The 24,238-nt window shown below is 35.0% G+C and carries 18 protein-coding genes; 10 read left to right on the top strand and 8 right to left on the bottom strand.

The genetic code is table 11. The features are described 5' to 3' along the window. Positions 1 to 18: 18 nt before the first annotated feature. Positions 19 to 765, top strand: a complete 747-nt coding sequence (locus Q0972_RS13855) for an alpha/beta hydrolase (protein ID WP_299366531.1) — start codon at positions 19 to 21, stop codon at positions 763 to 765. A 97-nt stretch (positions 766 to 862) separates the two neighbouring features. After that, positions 863 to 2,182, top strand: coding sequence for a hypothetical protein (locus Q0972_RS13860; protein WP_299366533.1), 1,320 nt, complete (start codon positions 863 to 865; stop codon positions 2,180 to 2,182). A gap of 79 nt (positions 2,183 to 2,261) precedes the next feature. On the opposite strand, the gene Q0972_RS13865 is transcribed toward Q0972_RS13860, so the two are convergent. From Q0972_RS13865 to Q0972_RS13885, 5 genes are all read right to left on the bottom strand, one after another. After that, the gene (locus Q0972_RS13865; protein WP_299366535.1) at positions 2,262 to 3,242 is read right to left on the bottom strand and encodes a hypothetical protein; all 981 of its coding nucleotides are present in this window, start codon (positions 3,240 to 3,242) and stop codon (positions 2,262 to 2,264) included. Between the two features lie 132 nt (positions 3,243 to 3,374). Then, the gene (gene lysS / locus Q0972_RS13870) at positions 3,375 to 5,066 is read right to left on the bottom strand and encodes a lysine--tRNA ligase (protein ID WP_299366583.1); all 1,692 of its coding nucleotides are present in this window, start codon (positions 5,064 to 5,066) and stop codon (positions 3,375 to 3,377) included. 91 nt (positions 5,067 to 5,157) lie between these two features. Continuing rightward, positions 5,158 to 5,733, bottom strand: coding sequence for a thioredoxin family protein (locus tag Q0972_RS13875; RefSeq protein ID WP_299366537.1), 576 nt, complete (start codon positions 5,731 to 5,733; stop codon positions 5,158 to 5,160). Between the two features lie 123 nt (positions 5,734 to 5,856). Next, positions 5,857 to 6,264: a DUF1573 domain-containing protein gene (locus Q0972_RS13880; RefSeq protein ID WP_299366539.1), complete on the bottom strand. Its 408-nt coding sequence runs from the start codon at positions 6,262 to 6,264 to the stop codon at positions 5,857 to 5,859. Between the two features lie 109 nt (positions 6,265 to 6,373). Beyond that, complete coding sequence (locus Q0972_RS13885; protein ID WP_299366541.1) at positions 6,374 to 7,432, bottom strand: LuxR C-terminal-related transcriptional regulator; 1,059 nt, start codon at positions 7,430 to 7,432, stop codon at positions 6,374 to 6,376. A gap of 131 nt (positions 7,433 to 7,563) precedes the next feature. Between Q0972_RS13885 and Q0972_RS13890 the strand changes: the two genes are divergently transcribed. The 3 genes from Q0972_RS13890 to lipB are packed head-to-tail and all read left to right on the top strand — an operon-like array spanning position 7,564 to position 9,255. After that, positions 7,564 to 7,722, top strand: coding sequence for a YqaE/Pmp3 family membrane protein (locus tag Q0972_RS13890; RefSeq protein WP_299366543.1), 159 nt, complete (start codon positions 7,564 to 7,566; stop codon positions 7,720 to 7,722). A gap of 38 nt (positions 7,723 to 7,760) precedes the next feature. Then, positions 7,761 to 8,564 carry a hypothetical protein gene (locus Q0972_RS13895; RefSeq protein WP_299366545.1) on the top strand — a complete coding sequence of 268 codons (804 nt, stop codon included), beginning with the start codon at positions 7,761 to 7,763 and terminating at the stop codon, positions 8,562 to 8,564. Next, entirely contained in the window at positions 8,557 to 9,255 is a 699-nt protein-coding gene (lipB, locus tag Q0972_RS13900) for a lipoyl(octanoyl) transferase LipB (protein WP_299366547.1), read from the top strand. The genes Q0972_RS13895 and lipB overlap by 8 nt, the downstream gene beginning before the upstream one ends. 92 nt (positions 9,256 to 9,347) lie before the next feature. Here the strand turns inward: lipB and Q0972_RS13905 are convergent, their stop codons facing one another. The 3 genes from Q0972_RS13905 to Q0972_RS13915 all read right to left on the bottom strand — a co-directional run bounded on the left by Q0972_RS13905 (position 9,348) and on the right by Q0972_RS13915 (position 13,973). Continuing rightward, positions 9,348 to 10,895 (bottom strand): OmpA family protein, encoded by a 1,548-nt coding sequence (locus Q0972_RS13905; protein WP_299366549.1) that lies wholly within the window; start codon positions 10,893 to 10,895, stop codon positions 9,348 to 9,350. 81 nt (positions 10,896 to 10,976) lie between these two features. Next, positions 10,977 to 13,343 (bottom strand): ribonuclease HII, encoded by a 2,367-nt coding sequence (locus Q0972_RS13910; protein WP_299366551.1) that lies wholly within the window; start codon positions 13,341 to 13,343, stop codon positions 10,977 to 10,979. A gap of 30 nt (positions 13,344 to 13,373) precedes the next feature. After that, on the bottom strand, positions 13,374 to 13,973 hold the full coding sequence (locus Q0972_RS13915; RefSeq protein WP_299366585.1) for a ribonuclease HII: 600 nt from the start codon (positions 13,971 to 13,973) through the stop codon (positions 13,374 to 13,376). A gap of 219 nt (positions 13,974 to 14,192) precedes the next feature. Here Q0972_RS13915 and Q0972_RS13920 point away from each other — a divergent pair, with 219 nt between their 5' ends. The 5 genes from Q0972_RS13920 to Q0972_RS13940 all read left to right on the top strand — a co-directional run bounded on the left by Q0972_RS13920 (position 14,193) and on the right by Q0972_RS13940 (position 24,046). Then, on the top strand, positions 14,193 to 17,549 hold the full coding sequence (locus Q0972_RS13920) for a SusC/RagA family TonB-linked outer membrane protein (protein ID WP_299366553.1): 3,357 nt from the start codon (positions 14,193 to 14,195) through the stop codon (positions 17,547 to 17,549). 11 nt (positions 17,550 to 17,560) lie between these two features. Continuing rightward, on the top strand, positions 17,561 to 19,051 hold the full coding sequence (locus Q0972_RS13925) for a RagB/SusD family nutrient uptake outer membrane protein (RefSeq protein WP_299366555.1): 1,491 nt from the start codon (positions 17,561 to 17,563) through the stop codon (positions 19,049 to 19,051). A 12-nt stretch (positions 19,052 to 19,063) separates the two neighbouring features. Continuing rightward, entirely contained in the window at positions 19,064 to 19,864 is an 801-nt protein-coding gene (locus tag Q0972_RS13930; RefSeq protein WP_299366557.1) for a hypothetical protein, read from the top strand. A 118-nt stretch (positions 19,865 to 19,982) separates the two neighbouring features. Further along, positions 19,983 to 21,950, top strand: a complete 1,968-nt coding sequence (locus Q0972_RS13935) for a S8 family serine peptidase (protein ID WP_299366559.1) — start codon at positions 19,983 to 19,985, stop codon at positions 21,948 to 21,950. A gap of 134 nt (positions 21,951 to 22,084) precedes the next feature. Beyond that, a complete protein-coding gene (locus Q0972_RS13940; protein WP_299366561.1) occupies positions 22,085 to 24,046 on the top strand; it encodes a putative porin in 1,962 nt (653 codons plus the stop codon). Positions 24,047 to 24,238 lie beyond the last annotated feature (192 nt).

Here is a 24,238-nt window from a genome sequence, read left to right on the forward strand (position 1 = left end):
CTTTTAGGCTTATATGTTATGATAGGAACAGCACTTTACTTTTTTCAGGAGAAACTAATGTTTTTGCCAACTACTTTAAAGCAAGAGCATCAGTATCAATTTAATTACCCTTTCGAAGAGTTGTTTTTTGAAACTGAGAAGGATGCCAAAATTAATGCACTTCATTTTAAAGCTGAACACTCAAAAGGCGTCATACTTTATTTTCATGGTAATGCAGGTGATTTAAGCCGTTGGGGAAAAATCACAGAGTATTTTGTAGAAAAGAACTATGATGTCTTGGTAATGGATTACAGGACTTATGGAAAAAGTATTGGAAAACTAACTGAAGCCGCATTTTACAAGGATGCGCAATACTGTTACCAATATCTTTTAAAGCAATATTCAGAGAATGAAATCACATTGTATGGGAGATCTCTGGGTACAGGACTCGCATCGTATTTAGCGTCAAAACATAACCCAAAACAACTTATTTTAGAAACGCCTTATTACAGTATTTTAGATGTGGCTAAGCATCGTTTTCCGATCTTTCCTGTAAAACCTTTGCTGAAGTATAGGTTTCCTACTTACGAGTATTTACCAAAGGTGGTATGCCCAATAACCATCATACACGGAACAGATGATAATGTTGTTCCTTACACCTCTGGTAAGAAACTCTCAGATTTAGATATTAATAATATGGATTTTGTAACAATTCAAGGTGGTAATCACAATAACCTCATTGAGTTTGAAGCATATCATAAGGTTATCGATATTAAACTTCTCTAAAGTGCTTTTTTACTCATTCAAAAGCTATCTTCACTCATTCTAAATTCTATATGCCATGTTATCCTAATACTTTTAGTTGAATCAAAAACGAAAGATTATGGAATCTAAAACAAAAGGACTAATAGGTATTATAGGAATGGTTACAATACTTATAATTATAGCGCTATCGGTTGTTAATATTGCTTCCGCAAAAAAAACAATAGCAAAGGTAGAAGTTAAGGATGAAACTGGTTGTGTGTTTATGACCACGTTTGGTGAGCAATCATCCGAAGGTTATGCTAAATTTAAACTAAGGGATAATGTTCAACCTGTTGTGAACAATGGTTTAAATTGGTTAGCCAATGCACAATTAGAGAACGGTGGTTATGGCGCAGGAAGTCATAATAATCAAAGAGAGATGAATCCACATGCAGTTAATGCGGATCCGGCAACAACAGCAATGGTAGCTATGGCTTTTTTAAGAAGTGGTAGTAATTTAAAAAGAGGAGCGTACCAAGGAGCGCTTAAGAGTGCTTTAAATTTTTTACTCGAGCAGGTGGAAAGTACATCGAAAGATGACCCCTATATAACCAAAGAAAAGGGAACCCAAATTCAGGCCAAATTAGGTCAGAATATCGATGCGGTACTAACGGCACAGTTTTTTTCGAATATGCTAAAAGAGGATTTAGATAAATCAACCAAAAAGCGTATTGAAAAATGCTTGGATATTTGTGTAGATAAAATTCAAAATGCAACGGGTAAGGATGGCAGAGTTACAGGCGCTGGTTGGGCTGGTGTATTACAATCTGGATTGGCAACAAGTGCCTTGGAATCAGCAGAATCTGTAGGTGCAACTCTTGACGAGATTGTTGTTACCAACCAAAAGGAATATTTAAAAAGTAATTACGATGAAGAATCAAAGTCGGTAAAAACAACTGATGGGGCTGGTATTATATTGTATTCTGTGAGTAATTCTGCAAGAGGTTCAGCTAAAGATGCGAGAAAAGCTAGAGAGTTGATTGATAAAGCTAAAAAAGAAGGAAAACTTGAGGAAGATGATAAAGTTTCAGTAGAAAATCTAAAGGATATTGGGATACCTGAAAGTGAAGCTATTGCCTATACATCGTCATATAACATTTACAATGCTTCCAAACAAAAGGCACAAGAAAACGACGTTATGAGTGGTTTTGGTAATAATGGAGGTGAAGAGTTTTTAAGTTTTTTGCAAACAGGAGAATCTATGGTGGTCAATGACGATAATGATTGGAAAAAATGGTACGATGATGTATCTGGGCGTTTAATGAAAATACAGAATAATGATGGTAGTTGGAATGGTCATCACTGTATTACAAGTCCTGTGTTTTGCACAGCTACAAGTTTGTTGATTTTGTCTATTGAAAATGATATCGATAATTTGAGACAAACAGGAGAAGACTAAAAACGATACTGATATGACGGTATTGAAAAAGGCTTCAAGTTAACTTGAAGCCTTTTTAGTTATGAAATATCTAGATATTTTATAAAGAATCCAGGTAATCTTGCAATAGGTCAATACCTTCAGAATGAACCAAAGTGGTACCTATAAAAGGCATGCTAAAGCCCTCATTGTAAACAGAGATTCTAGTAGAAATACTAGAGCGTCTTTCAAATATTTGAGAGTCTTCTAGTGAGGTTTCATAAGCTAAGTCTAAAGTCGACTGATCGTCACAGAAGCCACCTGGTATATGACAATGGGCACAATTAATGTCAAAGTAGGATCGTGCTCTGGATTCTAGTGATGCAGAAGTGTCTTGCCAATTAACAACACTCGAAACTTCAGAACTGCTGGATATGCCTGTTAAACTTTGGTCACTAATGAGGTTATCTAGCTGATTAGATCCGTTGATTTCAAAGTTTAGATTTCTAAGTTTGGGGCCAATGGGTGTTGAATTATTAAAAGTGCTATGACAGGTGAAACAATCAGTATTAGAAGGGATTTCATAATTTGTAGAATTAGTAACACCATCAGCATCAATCCATGTCACCGGAACTGTGCTTCCGTTTAAGTCCAAAACGGCATCAGTTTGTTCATCGTTCCATTTATAATCACCTGTTACCCAGTCGCCATTTATTTTTATAAGGATTCTGGTTTCAATAATGGTTCTACCCAATGATAAATCCCGTTCATCAGTATTGTAGTAGAAGGTTTTTGCAATAACCGTATTCTCGGGAAAGATAGGCAAACCATCGCCATTAAACTGCATAGATGTATTTTGTGGTAATGCTATTAGGCGTTGTTTGTGGGCATAATCGGTAAACAATGGCGTATTAAGTGTATATTCAAAAGCTCTAGAACTAATGTTTAAATCGCTTAAGTCTCCTGTAAATAAATTCAATTCAGAGAGATTTGTTCTAAATTCAGCAACTACTAAAGGATCTTCGGCAGGAACTGTTGAATCGTCATCATTATTACAAGAAAATAAGGTAATGATTAAGACTAAGGCGAGATACTTTTTCATTGGGATATTGATTTTCTTTAATAGCATTGTGAAAATACTAAAATTGTGTTAAATAGCAAGTTTATAGCCACTTTAATCCAATAAAAAAGGAATCATTTTAAATGATTCCTTCCCAAAATGTATTTTAATTTTCTAGACTAATTCAACAAACAGGCCTTCTTCCGTTTTTTCAACTTTTGTCAATCCGTGTTTGCCAAGGCCTTTAATACCCTTATCCCAACCTTTATTGCTTAATCCAGATTGTGATTTAAGTTCGTTTAAGGCCATACGCTTTTGTGCTTTCAAAATCTCAAAGATGGCCTTTTCATTGTCATTAAGAGCCACTTGTTTCTTCTCTGGGCGCATCTGCGGAAAGAAAAGTACCTCTTGAATACTTTGGTTGTTGGTTAAAAACATCACCAGTCGATCCATGCCAATGCCCATTCCAGACGTTGGTGGCATACCGTATTCTAAGGCTCTTAAGAAATCAAAATCTATGAACTCTGTGGCTTCATCATCACCCTTTTGCGCGAGTTTTAACTGATGCTCAAAGCGTTCGCGTTGGTCTATTGGATCATTAAGTTCAGAATAGGCATTGGCAATTTCCTTACCACAAACCATAAGCTCAAAGCGCTCTGTCAATTCTGGGTTTTCGCGATGTTCCTTACAAAGAGGACTCATCTCTTTTGGGTAGTCCGTGATGAATGTTGGCTGAACATAGTGACCCTCACATTTCTCACCAAAAATCTCATCGATAAGCTTGCCTTTACCCATGGTATCGTCAATCTCGATACCCATATCTTGAGCGGCTTTACGAATCTCATCTTCAGATTTATTGTAGATATCAAAACCAGTATGTTCTAATATTGAGTCGCGCATGGTTATACGCTTATAAGGCGCTTTAAAATCTACTTCGTATTCGCCGAAAGTTGCTTTTGTAGTTCCGTTAACCGCAATGGCACAATGTTCTAATAGCTTTTCGCAGAAGTCCATCATCCAATTATAATCCTTGTAAGCCACATAGATTTCCATGGCTGTAAACTCAGGGTTATGGGTTCTGTCCATACCTTCATTACGGAAGTTTTTAGAAAACTCATACACGCCTTCAAAACCGCCTACAATGAGTCGTTTTAGATACAATTCGTTGGCAATTCGCATGTACAACGGGATATCCAAACTATTGTGGTGGGTTATAAAAGGGCGTGCAGCCGCCCCACCAGGAATGGGTTGAAGAATGGGTGTTTCTACTTCAAAATAACCAGCATCATTAAAAAATTGACGCATGGCATTAAATAATTTGGTACGCTTCACAAAAACATCTTTCACATGAGGATTTACGGCTAGATCAGCATAGCGCTGTCTGTAACGTAATTCGGGATCATTAAATTCGTCATAGGTATTCCCTTCGGCATCTTGTTTAGGAAGTGGTAAGGGTTTTAATGCTTTGCTGAGCAGCTTAAAATTTTTGACCATAACTGTTTTTTCACCAACTTTTGTAGTGAACAATTCGCCTTCAATACCTATAAAATCACCAATATCCAATAGCTTTTTATAGACCTCATTGTACATGGTTTTGTCCTCGTCAGGACATATTTCATCTCGATTAAAATATACTTGAATACGGCCTTCACTATCCTGTAATTCTGCAAAAGACGCTTTGCCCTGTATACGTCTAGACATGAGACGACCTGCGATAATTACCTGTTTACCATCTTCAAAATCATCTTTTATCTGTTTTGAGGTGTGATTTACGGGAAATAAATCGGCTGGATAGGGATTAATCCGTAAAGCACGTAATTTTTCTAACTTTTCGCGTCGTACTAATTCTTGTTCTGAAAGCTGCATCATGTATAGGTTTACAGGTTTTACCTCATTGTTAAACAGCTGCAAAATTACATTATTTACAAAAATTAGCCCATTGCTTTTAACATAGTTTTTATGGGCTTCCCTTTTTGGTCTTTTTAGTTTCTTTTTTTACGTCATAATAATTGGGCTTGTAATTATTTGTGGTAAGAATGGCCTGCAAATCCTTTTCAAGCGTTTCGACTGGAGTTTCAATAATTCGATTAACTTCTTTTCCATCTTTATAGAGGATAAATGTTGGTACGCGCACAATGTTTAAGTTGGCTTCATCATGTTCAAGACTTTCCTTATTTCTGTCTAAAGCTATTATGGTGAGTTGTTCCACAGGATAATTGGCAGTATCAATTATTTTATAGAAATGCGACACTTCGTATTGGCTGTCTTCGCACCACGTACCCATAAACACTTTGACATCATATGTTTTTAGTTTTGTTTTAATGGTTTTTAGCGTTTCTATATCGACATTGTAGTCATTGTAGTTAGTGACAAACCATTCAGCATAGTGCTTTGTTTCAAGTCCCGACTTATCAATTTTGCCTATAAGATAGGTCTCTTGGTCTTCATTGGTGAGTTCTTTATTTAGTGTTTGGGCGTTCAATTGAACAACAAGGCAAAAAATGGTTAGGATAGCGAGCGTCAGCGTTTTCATGATGTTGAAGATTTAAATGCACAAACCCAGTGTAACGTATTACACTAGGTTTTTGCTAAATGAAATTTAAAATCCCTAGAAGGATGATTTAAGCAAAATGATGTCTTCAATATACTATTTTAGTTATTTTGAAGCAATAATATTGCCCTTAATTTTGAGTATTTTGTTACCGCCTTCTGCATTAGACATTACGGTAATGGTTTTGGTAAAAGCACCTAATCTCTTAGTGTCATACTTAATTTCTAACTCGCCTGATTCTCCAGGTAAAATAGGTGCTTTGGAGTAACTTGGTACTGTGCAGCCACAGCTTGTTTTTACTTTGGTAATAAGTAGAGGCGCATCACCAGTATTGATAAACGCAAAGATCTTAGTGCCGTCAGAATTTTGCTCAATGGTTCCGTAGTCTATGACTTCCGTTTCAAATTTTATAATCGCAATTTTAGCACCGACCGTGTCGATTTCTACGGGTGCAGAATTAAAAAAACCAAATGCTAGTGCTACTACGACTAAAATGTTTAATGTTCGTTTCATGATTTAAAAAATTTATGATTAATACTGAAGCAAACATCAAAATTATCTTCTAGAGATATTAAGATTTACGGTTGGAAATTGGTACTAGTACTCGGTTTGAATTTTTTAACTATCTGGTAAACAATGATTTTGCGTCATCTCGAGATTGCACATTCAGTTTTTTATAAATGTTGTTGGTGTGCGATTTCACGGTACTCACACTCAAAAATAAGGCTTCGGCAATGTCCTTATTGGTTTTGTCTTGCAGTAAATGTTCTAAAACTACCTGTTCTTGCTTTGATAATTTAGCCTTTAATTCTTCGGTTTTGGATTTCTTTTTTTGCCAATTGCGATACAAAAGAAAGGCATTTAACAAAAACGAAAGTGTAAGGATAATGTAGAGATAAATATGGTTGTTGGTACTTGAAGCATTACCAGCAGAAAAAGCTAGCATATAACGATCTGCGGCCAGTTCATTTTTGTATTGAATTGTGTATGCTGCATTTGGATAGTTAGTTTCAAGTCGGATTTTAAGGTTTTCGTAGTATGGATTGTTTTGTAAATCTTCGACATAATGACTGTGCAAATCACTACTTCTGTCAGATAAATACGCATAAATAGCAAGCTCCGCTACAGGTTCATCTAAAGCTTCCCCAAAATCCTGAAGAGTCTTGAACCATTTTTTGTTGTTCAATTTTCTATTAGCTTCACTACGCACTTCACCATAGGCAAATCGCATATCATTTTTTAACGAATCAATTTTTAAAAAGGCATTAGCTTTAGGATTGTTCGACTCTATTTCGCAAAATACCTGATTACCGAACGAAAAGGGAAGTTTTAGGGTGTCTGTATTTTTAGCAATGAACAATAGTTCTTCGCTATCACTGCAGTGTCCATTAAAATGATTGATATCTTGTTGGTTTTCGGAGCATTTATCGATATGAATACGGTAAATTCTATTCTCAGCATCTAAGATGTTGCCCTTAAATTCAAAAAAACCGGTTTCATCAGCCGTGGTTTTACCAATAATTTGCTCAGAGTACACACCAGACATTTTGCGGTAATCTTCAACAATGGAGAGATAGACCGTGTTTTGCCATTCCTCAGGGTTGATATAGCCCGAAAATGAATATTGTGCTTCACAATAAAGCGAAGTCAATAAAAACACGATGAAAATCCTAAGTTGCATAAAACGAATCTACATAATTTTAGAATATTATAAATTCTTAAGTCATAAAAGTGTAACAATTTTAACAAAATGACGTCCTATCGATACATCAAATCAGTTCTTCTGAACTGGTTTTAGTATCAAACAAAATTATGAGTGTCTGGCGTGTTATTTTGGCTATTATTTTTCCTCCTTTAGCTGTCTTTGATAAAGGTTGCGGATCCGTTCTGATTACCTTTATATTGTGGATTTGCGGATGGGTGCCTGGTGTTATTGCGGCACTAGTTATTCTTAATAATCCTGAACGATAAATCCGTATCTTTGTACTTTGTAAATCCATAAAGTACACATGAAAAAATTATTCGTATTATGCGCTTTGGCTTGTTTATTGGTAAGCTGTAATGTTACCGAGTCCATTGTTTTTAATGACAGTAGATCTGGTGAATATCTAATGACCTATAAAATGGGAGAGGCTATGAAAGCTTTTACAGAAAAGATGGGCGGTGGTGTTAGCAGTTCTGAAGAAAAAGAAAAAGGGGAAGTGATGGATACTACCATGGTTTTTGCGGATATCATGGAAACTTATAAGGATAGTGTTGCTGCTTTACCAGAAGACAAACGCCTTGCAATGGAGGCCGTAAGAGACATGTTTATGACTATGAAAATGGACGAGGATGAAGGTATCATGGATATTGGTATTGGTTTAAAGTTTAAATCCATTGATGATTTAAAAGATATTCAAGACAAAATCAAAAAAGTACAAAGCTTAAATGGTCAGGGAGATCAGTTGGATGCCATGAAAGATGGTTCGCCTTTGGGAAAATTTATGGGCTCCGACCAAGAAAGGGTCACTTATAATATGACATCTAATGGGTTTGAAAGAATCACAGTTTTAGAAATTACAGAACAAGAGGAACAATCCATGGCCGAACTTTTTGACGAGACAGATGAGAGTGATAAAGAGTTTATGGCATATTTTGAAGAATCGTTCTATCTAATAGAATTAACATTCCCTAAGAAGGTAAAGTCTGTATCCTTTGAGGGTGCACAAATTTCTGAGGATGGCAAAACAGTAACTTGCAAAGCAAGCTGGATTGACTATTTAAAAGATCCACTACTTATGGATGTCAAAGTTGAATTTGTGAATGAATAAAACCGTAAAATTTGAGGATTTAGGCTTAAAGGATTTTAAGGCCACCTGGGATTATCAAGAAGTCCTTTTTAAAGCCATTTTAGATACCAAGGTTAAGAATAGGAGGGAAGAGGCAGGTTTAGAGACCAATAATCATCTTCTTTTCGTAGAACATCCACATGTTTATACTTTGGGTAAAAGCGGTGATTTGTCCAATCTGTTACTTTCCGAAGAGCAATTGGCTAAAAAAGGGGCAACGTTTTACAAAATCAATAGAGGAGGTGATATTACGTATCACGGACCTGGGCAAATTGTAGGTTATCCTATTTTAGATTTAGATAATTTCTTTACAGATATCCATAAATACTTAAGATTACTAGAAGAAATCATTATTCTTACACTAGCTGAATATGGATTGAAAACTGAAAGAAGCCCTGGCGAGACAGGTGTGTGGCTAGATGTTGGGACACCATTTGCTCGTAAGATTTGTGCTATGGGAGTTCGTGCTAGCCGTTGGGTGACCATGCACGGTTTTGCATTGAACGTGAATGCGGATTTAGGTTATTTTGACAACATTATCCCCTGTGGAATTCGCGGTAAAGCGGTTACGACTTTAAACAATGAATTAGGAGTTAAAAATGTAGATGAAGCCGAAGTTAAAAGAAAGCTTTTAAAGCATTTTGAAGTTCTTTTTGAGGCGGAGTTTATTTAGTCTTTTGCGTTCTAGTTTACCCATAAAAACTAGAGAAAGCGCCAAACGAATTGGCGCTTTCAGACTTAGGGACTTTTGAGATTTGGTTGCCGTTATATTTTTATAAACTCAACACGTCTGTTTTGTGCTTTTCCATCAGCGGTATTGTTATCTCCTACAGGCTGGGACGCGCCTTTGCCATCAGTAGTTAAGCGATCTTTAGAAATTTTATATATGTTTATCAAGGCGCTTTTTACAGCCTCGGCTCTTGCTTTAGACAACTTTAAATTGGCATCATCAGAACCGTCAGAATCAGTATGGCCAATAATGTTTAGTTTTATGCTTTGATCTTGCTGTAACACTTGCGAAATTTGTCTTACGATTCCAAGTGATATTGGTTGAATATTTGCAGAACCCGAATCAAATAAAATACCGTTAGTAGAGATTCTGCCTTCTGCCATTAGTTTACGTCTAAGGTCTATCCCTCCTTTAGCAACTTTTAGGTTAGAAATAAATAAGCGATCTGTTCCGTCCCGCATACCCAAAAGATTAAACTTAATAGTGTTTAAGACCTTGTTTGGAGCAATAAATTGAGGTATATCAATGTACTTTTTTTGGTTGATCCATAACCGAAAACGCCTCTTATTTACGGCTATAGAAACATGTGGCTTGTTTAATATAGCGTCTCTTATATCTGTATTTAAAGTGGAGTTGATAAGAGTTTCGCCATTGATTCGGTTAAATACCCTGATATTAAAAGCCCCATATTGTCCCAAAGGAAGCGCAGCACTAGCTTTACTAGTTCCCTCTTTAAACTTATCATTATTATCAAGTGTAATTTCTAATCTTGCCGTTGAGGATGTTTTTTTATCTACGATGGCGAGTAGATCAAACTCTATAGTATATTCTTCAGGTAACGGCTGAGGTAACAGAGGTATAAACGTAATCCCAAAACCACCCTTAAGCTCAAACCATTTGCCTTCGACACTTCCAACAGTTACAACTTCGCCGGTGCCATTTGTATTCCATTTGCTTGGAAAATCTCCGATAAAATCCTGTGAAAAATCATCAAAATAAATGAGTTGATCTCCAGGGACAAAATCAAACTTGCTGTAAATCTCCAAATTGTCTGAAACATTTGACAGCTCTTCCTCAACTTCATTCTCTGTAGGGTCTTTGTCGTTTGTTTCGGGACTCGAAGTTTTGTTGATCTCATCAACTTTTGTATCATCATTGTTTTGCTCACTTTCTTCTGATTCTCTTTCCCTTTGTCCCAATAACAGCTCCTTTGTTGTTTTGATACTATATTGTAAGGCTTTCTTTGCTCTGTTCATTTGTAGGGTAGCCTTTCCTTGTTTTAAGACACCAACTCCATCTAAATCATCCAGGATATCAGGAGCCGTCTCGCTTAGAGAGGTCATTTCATCAAGTGCTTCCTCAAGAACATCAATATCTTCATCTTCTAGCGGTGTTCCCGCGGCAGCGTAGCCATCATATTTATAGACTTTATCATATAAATCAAAAGATTCTTGTACAAATCGATCGACACTGCCTACACCAACACGATTTTTTGGGCGCTTAATTTTTTTGGTTTGGGCATTAACGGTGGGAATTACAAAAAGAACAATGCAACAAGCAAGACATATTTTAGAAAACTTCATTTTAAGTGATTGATTAATAGCCCACTAAAAATAAGAAGAACTATTCAATCTAAAAAATGAAATGTGTAATTTGCTATAGATTTAGTGTAATTTGTAGACAATTATAGTCTTATCATCTGCTTGAGTTATGAGCTCTAGACCTCTCTCTTTATCTAACTTTTGTAACTCAGCAGCCGAAGTGCCAAAGACAGGAAAGTTGGGAATTGGTTTTGCTTGACTATCAAATAAATAGACTTTTTTAGATTGTATGTCAGTTGTGGTGACATAGATTTTATCGTTAAGGTAAAAAATTCTGGGCTCGGTGTATTCTCCATAATCCAGATCAATACTTTTAGATTTTATATTCAATCTATTTTCAGTCATTGAGACCAAAGTCTTGCTTGTTGTTACAATATGGTGTTCATCTGTAAGATCGAGGTTTTTCTTGCTTAAATTACCTTTAGTATTTACCTGTACAAGTTGTCCAAGCGTATTTGTAGAGGTGAATTTATTTTTATATAGGTATAACTCGTTTTCAGAAAAGCGAATTTTTTCCTTAACGTCAATTCTTATGCGACCTTGTCTATTAAGAATGTTTAATTTATCACCTGTGGTAAAAGCTATATAATCTTTGTTACCAATTCGAAAGTGTTTTGGTTGTGTTGAGATGTCCGAGCCATTAGTTTTGTAGTTGAATCCATTTACCGATTTGCCTCTGGCATCATACATCAATAGGTTTTTGCCTTGAGTTATCAGCAACCTGTAGTTTTTGCGCTTGTCGTAATCAAAAACAGAAAGAGGTTGTGTAATTTCATCATTAAATTTATACGGGAAAGGAGACACATCATTTCCGTTTCTGTCTAATACGTAAAGACGCTTAGGTGTTGCAAAAGCCAGTTGTAATCTCCCATTTTTGTACATGTCAATTTGTTCGATTTTTCCTAGAATTTTTCCTTGTAATTGCTTTTTCCAAAGGATATTGCCCGAACTAGAGATAAGGTAAAGCACATTATCAATATCTTGTACAACAATGTCGTTGGCTTTAGTGATATGATTTTTTACTGTTTGAGGAGAAAATAATATTGGTGCATCGATTGATGTGGTAAACGCTTCAGATACTGAATTAGAAGGAGCTCTTTTATTAAATTCTTGAATGGCACCGTTAACATGAGCATAGTTGTTTTCATATACAAACTGTACAACATTAGCGTCGTACCCCTTTGTATTTGTTCCTAGAACATTTGATAGGGCTTTGGCATTTTTAAAAATTAAGATCGATGCTTCGTCGCTTATGTTTTCAGAGATATTTTTAAAAGCATCTGTGTTGGCAATAGTATTGTTGCTAAGTATTGAGGAAAGAATCTTTTTTAATGTTTCAGTGGAGTCTGAAAATATTATGAAATCATCGTAATTTAAAAAATACTTTGCCTGTTCAAAACTTATAAAAGGGAGTAATCGAGATTTAAAAAATTCAGTAGTGCCAAATTCGTAAATATCTATATCTCTATAAGTTTCAATATATGACTTTTCTTCTATGGTTTCTAAGACTAAGTCTGGATCTAAAGAATGAAGAATTATAGCATCGTCAGTAAGTGCAATTTCATTGGTAAAATTTAAGAATGATTGTGTACTATCGATTTCTAGTTGTTTCAGTTGGCTGAGATTTTTGTTGAAAATTGAAAAATCATCGAAAGCAATACTAAGCAATGAATTTGTATTTGAAGGAGTTGCCCTTAAGGAGTTTGTTTTTTGGGGAATGGTGTTTTTAAAACAATCAACATAATGCCTTATAGAATCGCCAGAACTAATGATGCCATTATACTTAATATGCTTCTCAGAAAAATTTAAGTCCAGCACCGTGTAGTTTTTATTTATGCTGTCGTTGAGATGGGACAATAAGAGTTTCGAATAATCAGGTGAGTTCATTTTAAAAACTAAAGATGCTACAAACTCATTATCGGTAGTTTCTATTAAACCAGTAAGTTCTTGGTTTTCGTTTTTTGAATCTAAGATTTTTACGACTTCCATATTATTGGACGCCACAAAGACATTACCCAAAGTTTTATGGTAAAACACCGTAGAGTCAATTTGGGTTTTATTAATTTTTAGATTGGTTAAAGTTTCAGAAATATGATTTGGTATGGAATCAACAATAAACAATGTCGAATCGCTCTCTGTTAAGACTAAATAATCAGAACTTGATTCGTTTAAAAAAGCAACATAAACTTGTTTAGTTGTATTGAGGTTTTCTAAAAGAGTAGAAGACGTTTTTAACTCCTCATTATATATACCAGATAAAATATTATGATTTTCTATGCTTTTAGTAAAGTCATTAAGTTCGTTTATTAATAGGACTGAATTTGTTTCGGAGGGTAGGAATTGAGAAGGCGATTTTGTTTTGTCATAATCTTTTTGGCAAGACATAAGTATTGCAAATAGTAAAGCCAATAAAAAAATAAATTGCTTCATTCAGATAGATATATCTGCAAATATAAAAAGTTATAAATCCAAACGGTACTGCTCTGGTAATAATCTAAAGGATTTTCTATGGTATTTGGTTATCCCATATTTTTCAATTGCTGCTCTATGTTCTTTTGTCGGATACCCTTTGTTTTGTTTCCAATTATACATCGGATATTCTTTATGGATTTTTTCCATGTAGGCGTCTCTGTAGGTTTTGGCCAAGATCGATGCAGCGGCAATATTTAGATACTTACTATCCCCTTTAATTATGGTTCTGTGCAAGATGCCTTCGTAGGGCTTAAATTTGTTGCCGTCTACAATTATAAAATTTGGAGCAACTTTGAGTTGAGAGATAGAGACATGCATCGCTTTAATAGATGCATTCAGAATATTGATAGCGTCTATTTCATTTTCGGGAATATGGACAACAGCAAATGATATGGCGTCATCTTCTATTATTGATCTTAAAGTATTTCTTTTTTTCTCGGAAAGTTGTTTGGAATCATTTAATACGGAGTTGCAATATTCTTGTGGTAAAATAACCGCCGCGGCAGTAACCGGGCCAGCAAGACATCCCCTACCGGCCTCATCGGTGCCGCACTCTAAATTGAATGAAGAAAACTGTGTTTTTAATATCAAAAGATGGTGCTTTTTAAACAAAGTTAAAATTTTAACGCAACCCTTTTTAAGTTTTTGCATCTTAAAGTTGAGTTAGATGTTTTAAACATTGGAAAAATGATTTTGTGATTTTGTTCACAAATTAGCAAAAGCCTTAACATTTTTTTAGTAAAAACGCTTGTTTATTTAATATTAAATTAAGATGTTTGCAACTAGACTAACTCAAATAATTGTTTTATGAAATTAAAGTTAACATGGTTATTAACGCTTTTTATGGCGTTCGTGATGCAATTTTCTTTTGCACAAGAAAAGATGGTCACAGGTACAGTTACTACAGCTTCGGATGGATTACCCCTTCCTGGTGCTAGTGTAAGTGTAAAGGGTACTACAAGAGGTGCTCAAACGGATTTTGACGGTAAGTATACTGTTGGAGTTGTTATAGGAGATGTTTTAGTTGTATCCTATGTTGGTATGGATGCTGTTGAGATTACAGTAGGAGATGCCAATGTTTATGACGTTGCTTTAGAAGAGGGGAATACCCTCGACGAAGTTGTAGTCGTTGGATATAGTAAAACAACAAAAGAATCATTTACGGGTACAGCCGCAGTTGTCGATATGGAAGGTATTGAAGACAAGGTGGTATCTAACGTTACGCAGGCACTACGAGGTGAGGTGGCTGGTGTAAATGTCATCACCCGATCTGGAGCTCCTGGTGGAGTTGCAGAGGTTAGAATTAGAGGTTTTGGTTCTATAAACGGTAACTCATTACCACTTTATGTGATAGATGGGGCACCAGTTGGTACAGGAGCCACAACTGGAACTGGTTTTGAGGATGATGTGACTAGTGCTACTAACCCTGTTAACCTTTTAAGTTCTATAAATCCAGCGGATATTGAATCCATAACTGTTCTTAAAGATGCTGCTGCAACTTCTATCTATGGTTCACGTGGTGCAAATGGTGTGGTCTTGATTACCACAAAGCAGGGTAAAAAAGGAACATCTCGTATATCCGTTGATATTACGACCAGTATTTCAACACTGTTTTTACCTGAATATGATGTCATTGATTCTCCAGAAGAGTATATAGAGATTGAGTGGCAAGCATTACGAACTAATGCCATACTTAGTGGTAGAGCAAATCCGGCACAATGGGCAAGTGATAATTTATATGGTGATCCAGAGATAGATGACGCGCTTGTTGGTATAGACAATTTTTATAATATCTGGAATGTGCCTGGAAATGAATTAATAGATCCTAATACGGGTAGATTTAATCCAGGGGTTCAAAGACGCTACACTCCTAATTCTTGGAGAGATGCAGCTTTTGGAACGGGTCAACGTATGGAAGCTAATTTGCAATTTTCTGGTGGAAACGAAAAAACACAATATTCGGCATCTTTTGGTTATCTTGATGATGAAGGATATGCTTTAAATTCGCAGTTTACAAGATATACTACCAGACTTAATATACAACATAAACCATTAGAATGGTTAACTATCGGTGGTAATATTGCTTGGACTGGTGCACGTAGTCTTAATTCAGGTACTTCAGGTTCTGCAGGTAGTTCTGCTAACCCATTTGCCTTAGTCTATACAACACCAGCTATTTATGATGTATTTTTGAGAGATGAGAATGGTAATTTAGTGCCAGATCCAATATTTGGTGGTTTCCAATACGATTTTGGTGGTGATAACAATAGACGTGCTTGGAGTGGAACCAATGGTATTGGTTTAGCTACATACAATTTAGATCAATCTGATATCACTACACTCCTAGGTAATTTCAATGTTGGTATTGATATTACAGAATGGTTGAGTTTTGAGATGCGATACAGTGGTATATATAATCAAAGTATCAATACTAATAGAAATAATCAATTCTATGGTGGTGCAGCAAATGTTGGTGGATCCTTATTTAGAGATGATGATTTAAATACAAATCAGAACTTTTTACAATTATTGCGTTTCCAAAAACAATTTGGAGATCATGATGTAGAGCTATTTGTAGCGCACGAATCTACTGAGGATGTTTTTAGAACAATATCTGGTGCAGCCGAAGGTGCAATAATTAGAGGATCTGAGGATTTATTCCAATATGCTTCACCTCTAGGACGTCAGCAGTCTTACAGAAGAGGATGGACACTTGACAGTTATTTTTCTGGTTTAAATTACGATTTCCAGGATAAATACTTTTTAACGGCTTCGCTAAGACGAGATGGTTCTTCAAGATTTAGAAATAATAAGTGGGGTACTTTTGGTTCAGTTGGTCTAGGATGGATTATGACTAAAGAGAACTTTATGTCTAATGTATCTTTCCTTGATTTTCTTAAGCTAAAAGCAAGTTATGGTGTTATTGGAGATACAGGTTTAAGAAGATTTAATGGATTCCAAGTTTTTACTATAAATACTGACGGTTCAGGATCGTTTACACCTAGTGCAACACGTGTTAATCCCGATTTAACTTGGGAAACATCAAATATAGTTCAAGTTGGTTTTGAGAGTACTTGGCTAGATGGTAGATTAAGCGTTGATGTAGATTTCTATGACAAAAGAACTACAGATTTATTGTTTACTGAGGATTTACAAGTATTCCAAGGTTTCACAACAATCTTTTATAATGGTGGTGAAATGTTAAATCAAGGTGTTGAATTTAATGTTAACGCTAAGCTTATACAAAAAGATGATTTTAGATTATCTGTTAATTTAAATGGCGAAACCTTTAGAAATGAAATTACTGAAATGCCTGTGTCAGTCGTAACTGGAAATAGACCAATTTTTGATTCCGCAAATAATATTGCTGTAGGACAATCTGATTTTGATCATTATTTACCGGAGTGGGCGGGTGTTAATCCAGCAAACGGTGAGGCACTTTGGTATCGCTATTATGATGATATAAACAATAACGGTATTTTTGATGATGGCGAGCCTAGTACTTACGGTGGTGATAATGACTTCTTCTATGATCCTGATGGAGATGGAGAATCTAATAATCAATCTTCTACCTTTCACGAATATACAGTTATTAATCAGGGTGCTAATATGAGACGTACCACTACTAACGATAATACAGTTGCAACTCAAAAGTTTACGAGAAGTGCAATACCAGATTTGCGTGGTGGTTTCAGAATAAATTTAGGTATCAAGAATTTTGATATAGCGGCACAATTTAGCTATAGCATAGGTGGATATACCTTCGATAATGGTTATGATATCTTAATGCAAAATGATGTAATCGGTAGAAATAACTACCATACTGATATTAGACAAGCATGGACCACACCTGGTCAAATTACTAATGTACCTAGAACGTCTGCAAATTTTGGTCGAGATAATCAGCAAGATATTGCATCAACACGTTTCTTAATTAAATCTGATTTCTTGGCTCTTAATAACTTAAATATTAACTATAGAATGCCAGGATCGGTTACTGAAGCACTCGGTATGCAGTCTATGAGTCTATTTTTAGCAGGTGATAATCTTGCAATGTTTAGTAGACGTAAGGGATTAAACCCAAGTACAGCTATACAAGGAACTAATTCAGGTGCATTTTTACCTGTGACTGTATTTAGTTTAGGGGCAAAAGTTCAATTTTAAAAAAAAGCGATATGAAAAAAAATGTAATTTATTTATTTATGCTTGCAGCTTTGGTTTTTAGCTGTGAGGAGGATTTTTTAGATCCTGTTAGAGATTCCTCTGTATTACTGGATGCAGAAATTGCGGAGAATGTTCCGTTTAATCCAGGATTAATCGAAGCAAGTTTAGATGGTATTGGGGTCTTTATGATAGATGATCGTACTATCACTGGTACGAGACATCACGATTTTGGACAAAAAGGTATAGATATTTTTATGGATATAGTCTGTGGAGATGCTGCTTTGTCTGGTAGTGCTTTTGGTTGGTATAACGATGTAGCTAATATGATAACGACTACGGATTTTACTACTGAAGAGAATGAGTTTATTTGGAGTTATTATTATAGGGTAATTAATACGGCTAATACTGTTATTGTAACATCTGGGGGTGAAAATCCTTCAACTACGGATGAAACTACACTTAGAATAAATGCCCAGGCTAAGGCTTACAGAGCTTATTCGTATTTTTATCTCGCACAATTATTTCAACCTGCATACGATCCTAATCAAGAAATCTTACCGTTTAATACGGTAGATGAAGTTAATCCCGCAAAAATTCCTGCTTCGGTCATTTATGACCAGATTCTAAGTGATTTGAATTTTGCTTTAAATAATTTAGGTAGTTATGTAAGACCAAGTATTACTCAAATAGATCAGTCCGTGATAAATGGTTTATTAGCTTACACTCATGCAGCTATGGGTAACTGGGCAGATGCAAGAACTCATGCTGAGGCTGTTATAACATCAGGCTATCCTTTAGCTACTGCTGGTGCTCTGGCTTTCCCTGGTGCTGGTTCAGGTTTTAATGATGTAGCTGCACCTAATTGGATATGGGGATTCGATTTAACAGCAGAAATTGGTCAACAATTAATTAATTGGTGGGGACAAATGGATTTCTTCACATATAGTTATGCATGGGCAGGTGATACGAAGTCTATTGATAATCTGCTTTACAGTCAGATTCCTGCTGATGATATTAGAAGTACACAGTTTGGAACTGGTGCAGCGCAACTTCAACCTATTAATAAGTTTTTTGATCCAGGAAGAACGGCTGGAGGGCAGTTTGTGATTACAACAGACTATATTTTTATGAGAGTTGAAGAGTTCTATCTTTTAAGTGCAGAAGCATCCGCTAGATTAGGAGATGAAGCATCAGCTAAGAATAGATTAACAGATTTATTGGAAATAAGATTTTCTGGAGGAACTGCGGCAGCAACATCGTATTTAGATGATTTTACTGGACCAGGCTTAATCGATGAGATTTATTTCCAAACACGTGTTGAAATGTGGGGTGAAGGAAAGAGCTATTTTGCATTGAAACGTAATCAAGCTACGATGACTAGGGGAACTAACCATGTTTTCAGACCAAACGAATCTTTCGTACACGATTCTGATGAAATATCATTCCAAATTCCTGAGATTGAGATAATTAATAATCCTAATATTTCATCACAAAACAACTAAATTAATACTATTATGAAAAAAAAGAGATATAAATATATAAAATCAGTATTCATTTTATCTTTTATGGCCTTGTTGTTAGCAGGTTGTGAGGAAGATTTAGAAACTGACTTATCCAATTTTGTTGGTTTTGAAATAGATAGTGAACCATTTAGAAGGCTACTATTGGTAGAACCAAATGGGACAACAACATTTGAAGAAAGAGTTTATGCTTCTGAAAGATCTTCATCGGAAAGAAGATATCAAGTTACATCAAGTTTAGATATGCACAATGCTTTTATTGAAGACAATGGAGCTTTACCACGTGTTTACATATCTTCCAATTATACATTGTCTGAGGTTGTAATACCCGCTAATAGTTTAGAAGGTACCTTCACTGTTACTATTGAAGATGATGATGTAATCGGGCCTCTACGTCAACAATTGACATTAGGTTTCGTAGATGAAGCTGGAGTAGATTTCGCTGGTCCTATCTCGCTTTCAATAAATGAAGCCTGTGGTGATGGTACAACTCTCGTTAACTTTTCCTTGGGTCTCGATGATTGGCCAGATGAAACAAATTGGGAATTATATGACCTCACCTCGGGTCAAGTTTTAGTTGACTCAGACGGTCCTTTTGGTAATCCAGAATTTGACAATTTTAACTTATTTTATGATTTCTGCTTACCACCAGGAAATTATGGTATGGTAGTTTATGATTCCTTTGGTGATGGAGGAGTTACTTACAGTGTGAAACTTGGGGATCAGGATGACTTCTTAGTTGATCCAATAATTACCGATAATGCACAAAGTGTTTCTACTTTTACAATAGAATAATTGTATTTAATATAAAATACAGTTATAAAGGCTACCTAAAATACGGGTAGCCTTTTTTTTTATTTAAAAAAACTTAAAATATTATTATATTGCAAAGAAAATTTCAAAACAGATGAAAATGAAAAAACTATTACTTTCCCTATTTTTTTTGTGTGCTATCTATAATACACATTCCCAAGCTTCGAGTAATATGTCTGAAGAGAATAAAGACTTATTGAATTATTTGAATGAAAAAGAATTAAATAGAAAAAATCAAGTAAAGATTTTTTTGCAGAATAATGCTAATGTCCCCGAGTTCATTTATAAAGATGGTGAGATCCAGTCATATTTATGGAAAATCATAGATGGTAAGCCAATCTATAGATCTCAGGATAATGTTGCTGCTGCAAGAGCTACTAAAACTAATCAGTTAATGCCAGGAGGCTCATCAAACTTAAATTTAGATGGAAGCGGTATAACGGTTGGCGTATGGGAAGTTAATATACCTCAAGCTGGCCATGTGGAATTTTTAGATAATGGCGGGGCCTCTAGAGTTACAATGTTCGATTTCGTTAACCAGAATGGTACTACTAATGAAACTAATCATGCAACACATGTTATAGGAACAATTGCTGCAAGAGGAGATAACCCAAGCGCACAAGGTATGGCAATTAATTCTCTCATTAAGTCTTATAACTCTGGTAATGATGAGGCAGAAATGTTATTAGAAGCTAGTGATGCGACTTCACCGTTGCTACTTTCCAACCATAGTTATGGTCCTATTTTTGATAATCTTGTACCAGACTTTAATTGGATATTAGGCGCTTATATTACTGATACTCGTGATATAGATGAGATTGCAAGAAATAATCCATTTTATTTGTCGGTTTGGTCTGCTGGTAACGATGGTAATCGAGCAAATCCAGAACCACTATTTGACGGTTTTGATAAATTATATTTTACAACTTGTGCAAAGAATAATTTAGTCATTGCAAATGCCGATCCTTCAGCGATTGAACAGCCACTTTTTAGCGGAAATTATGAACTTATTAATTTAGAAATCAGTGACACTAGCACTGAGGGGCCTACAGATGATTTAAGAATAAAACCTGACTTGGCGGCCGACGGAACAAATCTTGAATCTTCAATTCCTGTAAATGCATATGGTATATCTAGTGGTACATCAATGTCTGCACCTAATACAACTGGGACGTTAGCATTATTGCAACAATACTATAATCAACTACATGGTAACTATATGTTAGCGGCTACATTAAAAGGGCTTGTTTGCCACACGGCAATAGATGATAACGACACTATTGGTCCCGACCCTATATTTGGATGGGGGTTTCTAAATGCAAGAGCTTCAGCTGATGCTATCACTGATGCTAATAACAGAGAGGCAGTTATAGAAGAGTTAACCCTAGATCAAGGAGTTGAATATAGTTTTACTTTTTCAGCTCAAGCAGGTGATAAGTTAAGTGCCACTATCTGTTGGACTGATATGCCGGGCACTGCTGTTACTGACGAATCAGGACTAAATGATCAAACACCAAGATTAGTTAATGATTTAGATTTAAGACTATCTAAAGATGGTACAACTTACTTCCCTTGGAGGTTGGATTATTCGATGGTATCTGGTTTTTCTAATTCAAAAGGAGATAATATTAGAGATAATGTAGAGAGAATAGATATTGAAGCTCCTACTTCTGGTATGTATACATTAACAGTCTCTAATAAAGGGATACTACAAGGAAATGGTAGTGGTGGGCCGTTTAACCAAAGTCAAGACTTCTCATTAATTATTACAGGCAACAATGTTGCACTTAGTGTTGATGATAATGATTTAGCGAGACGACTAACAATGTACCCAAACCCTTCTAAAGGTGAATTTACGATAAATTTTGAGTCTAATTTGAATAACAATAATGATATTAAGATTGATGTTTATGATATTCAAGGGCGATTGGTTTTTAATAATAGTTACAAAAATATTTCTCCAATATTTGAAGAAACCATATCACTAGATGATGCTAAGTCTGGTGTTTACATCGTTAATATTTCAGATGGTAATAATAAAACGTCTCATAAACTAGTTGTTGAATAATTATTATTCTATCATATTTTAATTTACAGGCCAACATTTAAGTGTTGGCCTTTTTTATGTTAAGTAATTTGTAATTCTTTTCGTTAAAACAATAATTTATAGCTTTCTTTGTTTTTTTGAATAGATTTAAAGAAATGCGGATTAAACTTCTATTTATTCTTATTTTATCACTCATTGTTACTGAGCTCAGTTCTCAAGTCAAGTTAAATAGTGCAAATGCTCGCAGTAGAAATAGTAATGATACATCTGACGTAAAAAGGTCAAGGGGGTTTAAAAATGTGGCAACAATAGATATGTACCTTAAGTTTGATACTGATACCGATACAACGATTGTGGATACGACAATCACCATTAAGAAAGACTATAAGTTTAACTATCTACAAAAAGATAATTTTGGTTTAATGCCATTTGCCAATATTGGTCAAACCTATAATACACTAAGCTTTAATTCCTTTAGCGAAGAAACAAATCCTCTGTTTGGTGCTAGGGCAAGACATTTTAACTACTACGAAAATGAAGATATTAAGTATTATGAAGTGCCCACACCCTGGACAAGATTAACATATAAGACAGCATTTGAACAAGGGCAAATGTTGGATGCCTTTTTTACTTTAAACTTATCGAGACAGCTTAACTTTTCTATCGCTTATAAAGGACTGAGGTCCTTAGGTAATTATCAGAACACATTAACAAGTTCAGGTAATTTTCGATTTACATCAAGTTATGCTACGAAAAATAAAAGGTATAAAGCCAAAGCGCATATCGTGATGCAAGATTTACTAAACCAAGAAAATGGAGGCATAAGGGATGAGGATATAGAGAACTTTGAATCCGGTAACGAAGATTTTATTGACCGTTCAGTCTTCGATCCGAACTTTGAAAATGCCGAAAATATTTTAGTTGGCAGGCGGTTTTTTATCAATCAATCATACGATATTATTAAACAAAAAGATTCCTTAAGCCAAAATGAATTAGCAATAATAAGTAATATATCGCTTGAAGATAAATATTATCAATTTTATCACACAACAGCACCCGCAAATGAGTTTTTTGGTGATTCTTTCACCGATGACATAAATGATAAGGTAACTTTAGAGCATTTCAGAACATCATTAGGGTTAAAATATTTAAGTAATATAATTGGCGAGTTAATGTTTGCCCTAAATTATACCGATTTCAATTATGGCTACAATAGTGTAGTTATATTTCCTGACGAGAATATACCCAACAGAATTAAATCTAGTTTTTTGGGTGTCGAAGCAGAGTATAAAAAGGCTTTTAAAGGATTTGGCATTGAAGGTAATGGTAGATTAAATCTATCTAATGAGTTTGTGGGGAGTTACCTAAGTGGTAAAATTAATTTAAAACTGTTTGACGATTTACTGTTATCAGGAGGTATTAGTATTAGCTCAAGACTTCCCAATTTTAATCACTTACTATATCAGAGCGATTACATAAATTTCAATTGGTATAATCTTGATAGCTTTAAAAATATAAATACCCAGCAATTGGTTTTTAGTTTAAAATCAGAAAAGCTGTTCAATGCAGATTTAGATATATCAAATATTGACAATTATACATACTTTAATTTAGATTCGACTTTAGATCAAGTCAAAATTATTAAGCCAAGGCAATATGATAGTTCAATACAATATTTAAGACTTAAGGTGAATAAAGAATTAAGGTTAGGAAACTTTGCATTAGACAACACCATCATGTATCAAAACGTCATTAGTGATGATGAAGTTTTAAATGTACCGACTCTAATATCAAGAAATACACTTTATTACTCTAATCAAGTGTTTAAAAAAGCAATGACACTACAAACTGGAGTTACACTTAATTATTTTACCAAATATAACATGAATGGCTATGATCCATTATTGGCTGAATTCTATACACAAAATGAAACAGAGATTGGTGGCTTTCCAAGATTAGACTTTTTTATCAATGCAAAAGTTAGGCAAACTAGAATATTTCTAAAAGCAGAGCATTTCAATTCGTCTTTCACTGGTTATAATTACTTTTCAGCACCAAATCATCCATATAGAGACTTTACAGTAAGGTTTGGTTTAGTTTGGGATTTCTTTTTATGATTTTTTAAAATTATAAATATTTGATTTTCAAAACCCTGTAATTCCCATAAACCAATGTTCAAAACAAAGTATATATTTTTCTTGCAAGAAGGGAAAAGGGTGTTATATTTGCGCCCCCTTATATGTGGGCCATTGCGGTTTTGAAGGTGTACGTTCCCGGCCATATCGGGTCAAGAAAAATTTTTTTAAAAT

Source organism: Winogradskyella sp. (assembly GCF_028282165.1).
In the GTDB taxonomy this organism is placed as follows: Bacteria; Bacteroidota; Bacteroidia; order Flavobacteriales; family Flavobacteriaceae; genus Winogradskyella.

What these genes read in the sequence shown, in the direction of transcription:
- Q0972_RS13885 (WP_299366541.1), bottom strand. Translation starts at nt 7,432, where the DNA reads ATGCAACTTAGGATTTTCATCGTGTTTTTATTGACTTCGCTTTATTGT.
- lysS (WP_299366583.1), bottom strand. Translation starts at nt 5,066, where the DNA reads ATGCAGCTTTCAGAACAAGAATTAGTACGACGCGAAAAGTTAGAAAAA.
- Q0972_RS13935 (WP_299366559.1), top strand. Translation starts at nt 19,983, where the DNA reads ATGAAAAAACTATTACTTTCCCTATTTTTTTTGTGTGCTATCTATAAT.
- Q0972_RS13855 (WP_299366531.1), top strand. Translation starts at nt 19, where the DNA reads ATGATAGGAACAGCACTTTACTTTTTTCAGGAGAAACTAATGTTTTTG.
- lipB (WP_299366547.1), top strand. Translation starts at nt 8,557, where the DNA reads ATGAATAAAACCGTAAAATTTGAGGATTTAGGCTTAAAGGATTTTAAG.
- Q0972_RS13905 (WP_299366549.1), bottom strand. Translation starts at nt 10,895, where the DNA reads ATGAAGTTTTCTAAAATATGTCTTGCTTGTTGCATTGTTCTTTTTGTA.
- Q0972_RS13930 (WP_299366557.1), top strand. Translation starts at nt 19,064, where the DNA reads ATGAAAAAAAAGAGATATAAATATATAAAATCAGTATTCATTTTATCT.
- Q0972_RS13920 (WP_299366553.1), top strand. Translation starts at nt 14,193, where the DNA reads ATGAAATTAAAGTTAACATGGTTATTAACGCTTTTTATGGCGTTCGTG.
- Q0972_RS13895 (WP_299366545.1), top strand. Translation starts at nt 7,761, where the DNA reads ATGAAAAAATTATTCGTATTATGCGCTTTGGCTTGTTTATTGGTAAGC.
- Q0972_RS13910 (WP_299366551.1), bottom strand. Translation starts at nt 13,343, where the DNA reads ATGAAGCAATTTATTTTTTTATTGGCTTTACTATTTGCAATACTTATG.
- Q0972_RS13865 (WP_299366535.1), bottom strand. Translation starts at nt 3,242, where the DNA reads ATGAAAAAGTATCTCGCCTTAGTCTTAATCATTACCTTATTTTCTTGT.
- Q0972_RS13875 (WP_299366537.1), bottom strand. Translation starts at nt 5,733, where the DNA reads ATGAAAACGCTGACGCTCGCTATCCTAACCATTTTTTGCCTTGTTGTT.
- Q0972_RS13940 (WP_299366561.1), top strand. Translation starts at nt 22,085, where the DNA reads ATGCGGATTAAACTTCTATTTATTCTTATTTTATCACTCATTGTTACT.
- Q0972_RS13880 (WP_299366539.1), bottom strand. Translation starts at nt 6,264, where the DNA reads ATGAAACGAACATTAAACATTTTAGTCGTAGTAGCACTAGCATTTGGT.
- Q0972_RS13860 (WP_299366533.1), top strand. Translation starts at nt 863, where the DNA reads ATGGAATCTAAAACAAAAGGACTAATAGGTATTATAGGAATGGTTACA.
- Q0972_RS13925 (WP_299366555.1), top strand. Translation starts at nt 17,561, where the DNA reads ATGAAAAAAAATGTAATTTATTTATTTATGCTTGCAGCTTTGGTTTTT.
- Q0972_RS13890 (WP_299366543.1), top strand. Translation starts at nt 7,564, where the DNA reads ATGAGTGTCTGGCGTGTTATTTTGGCTATTATTTTTCCTCCTTTAGCT.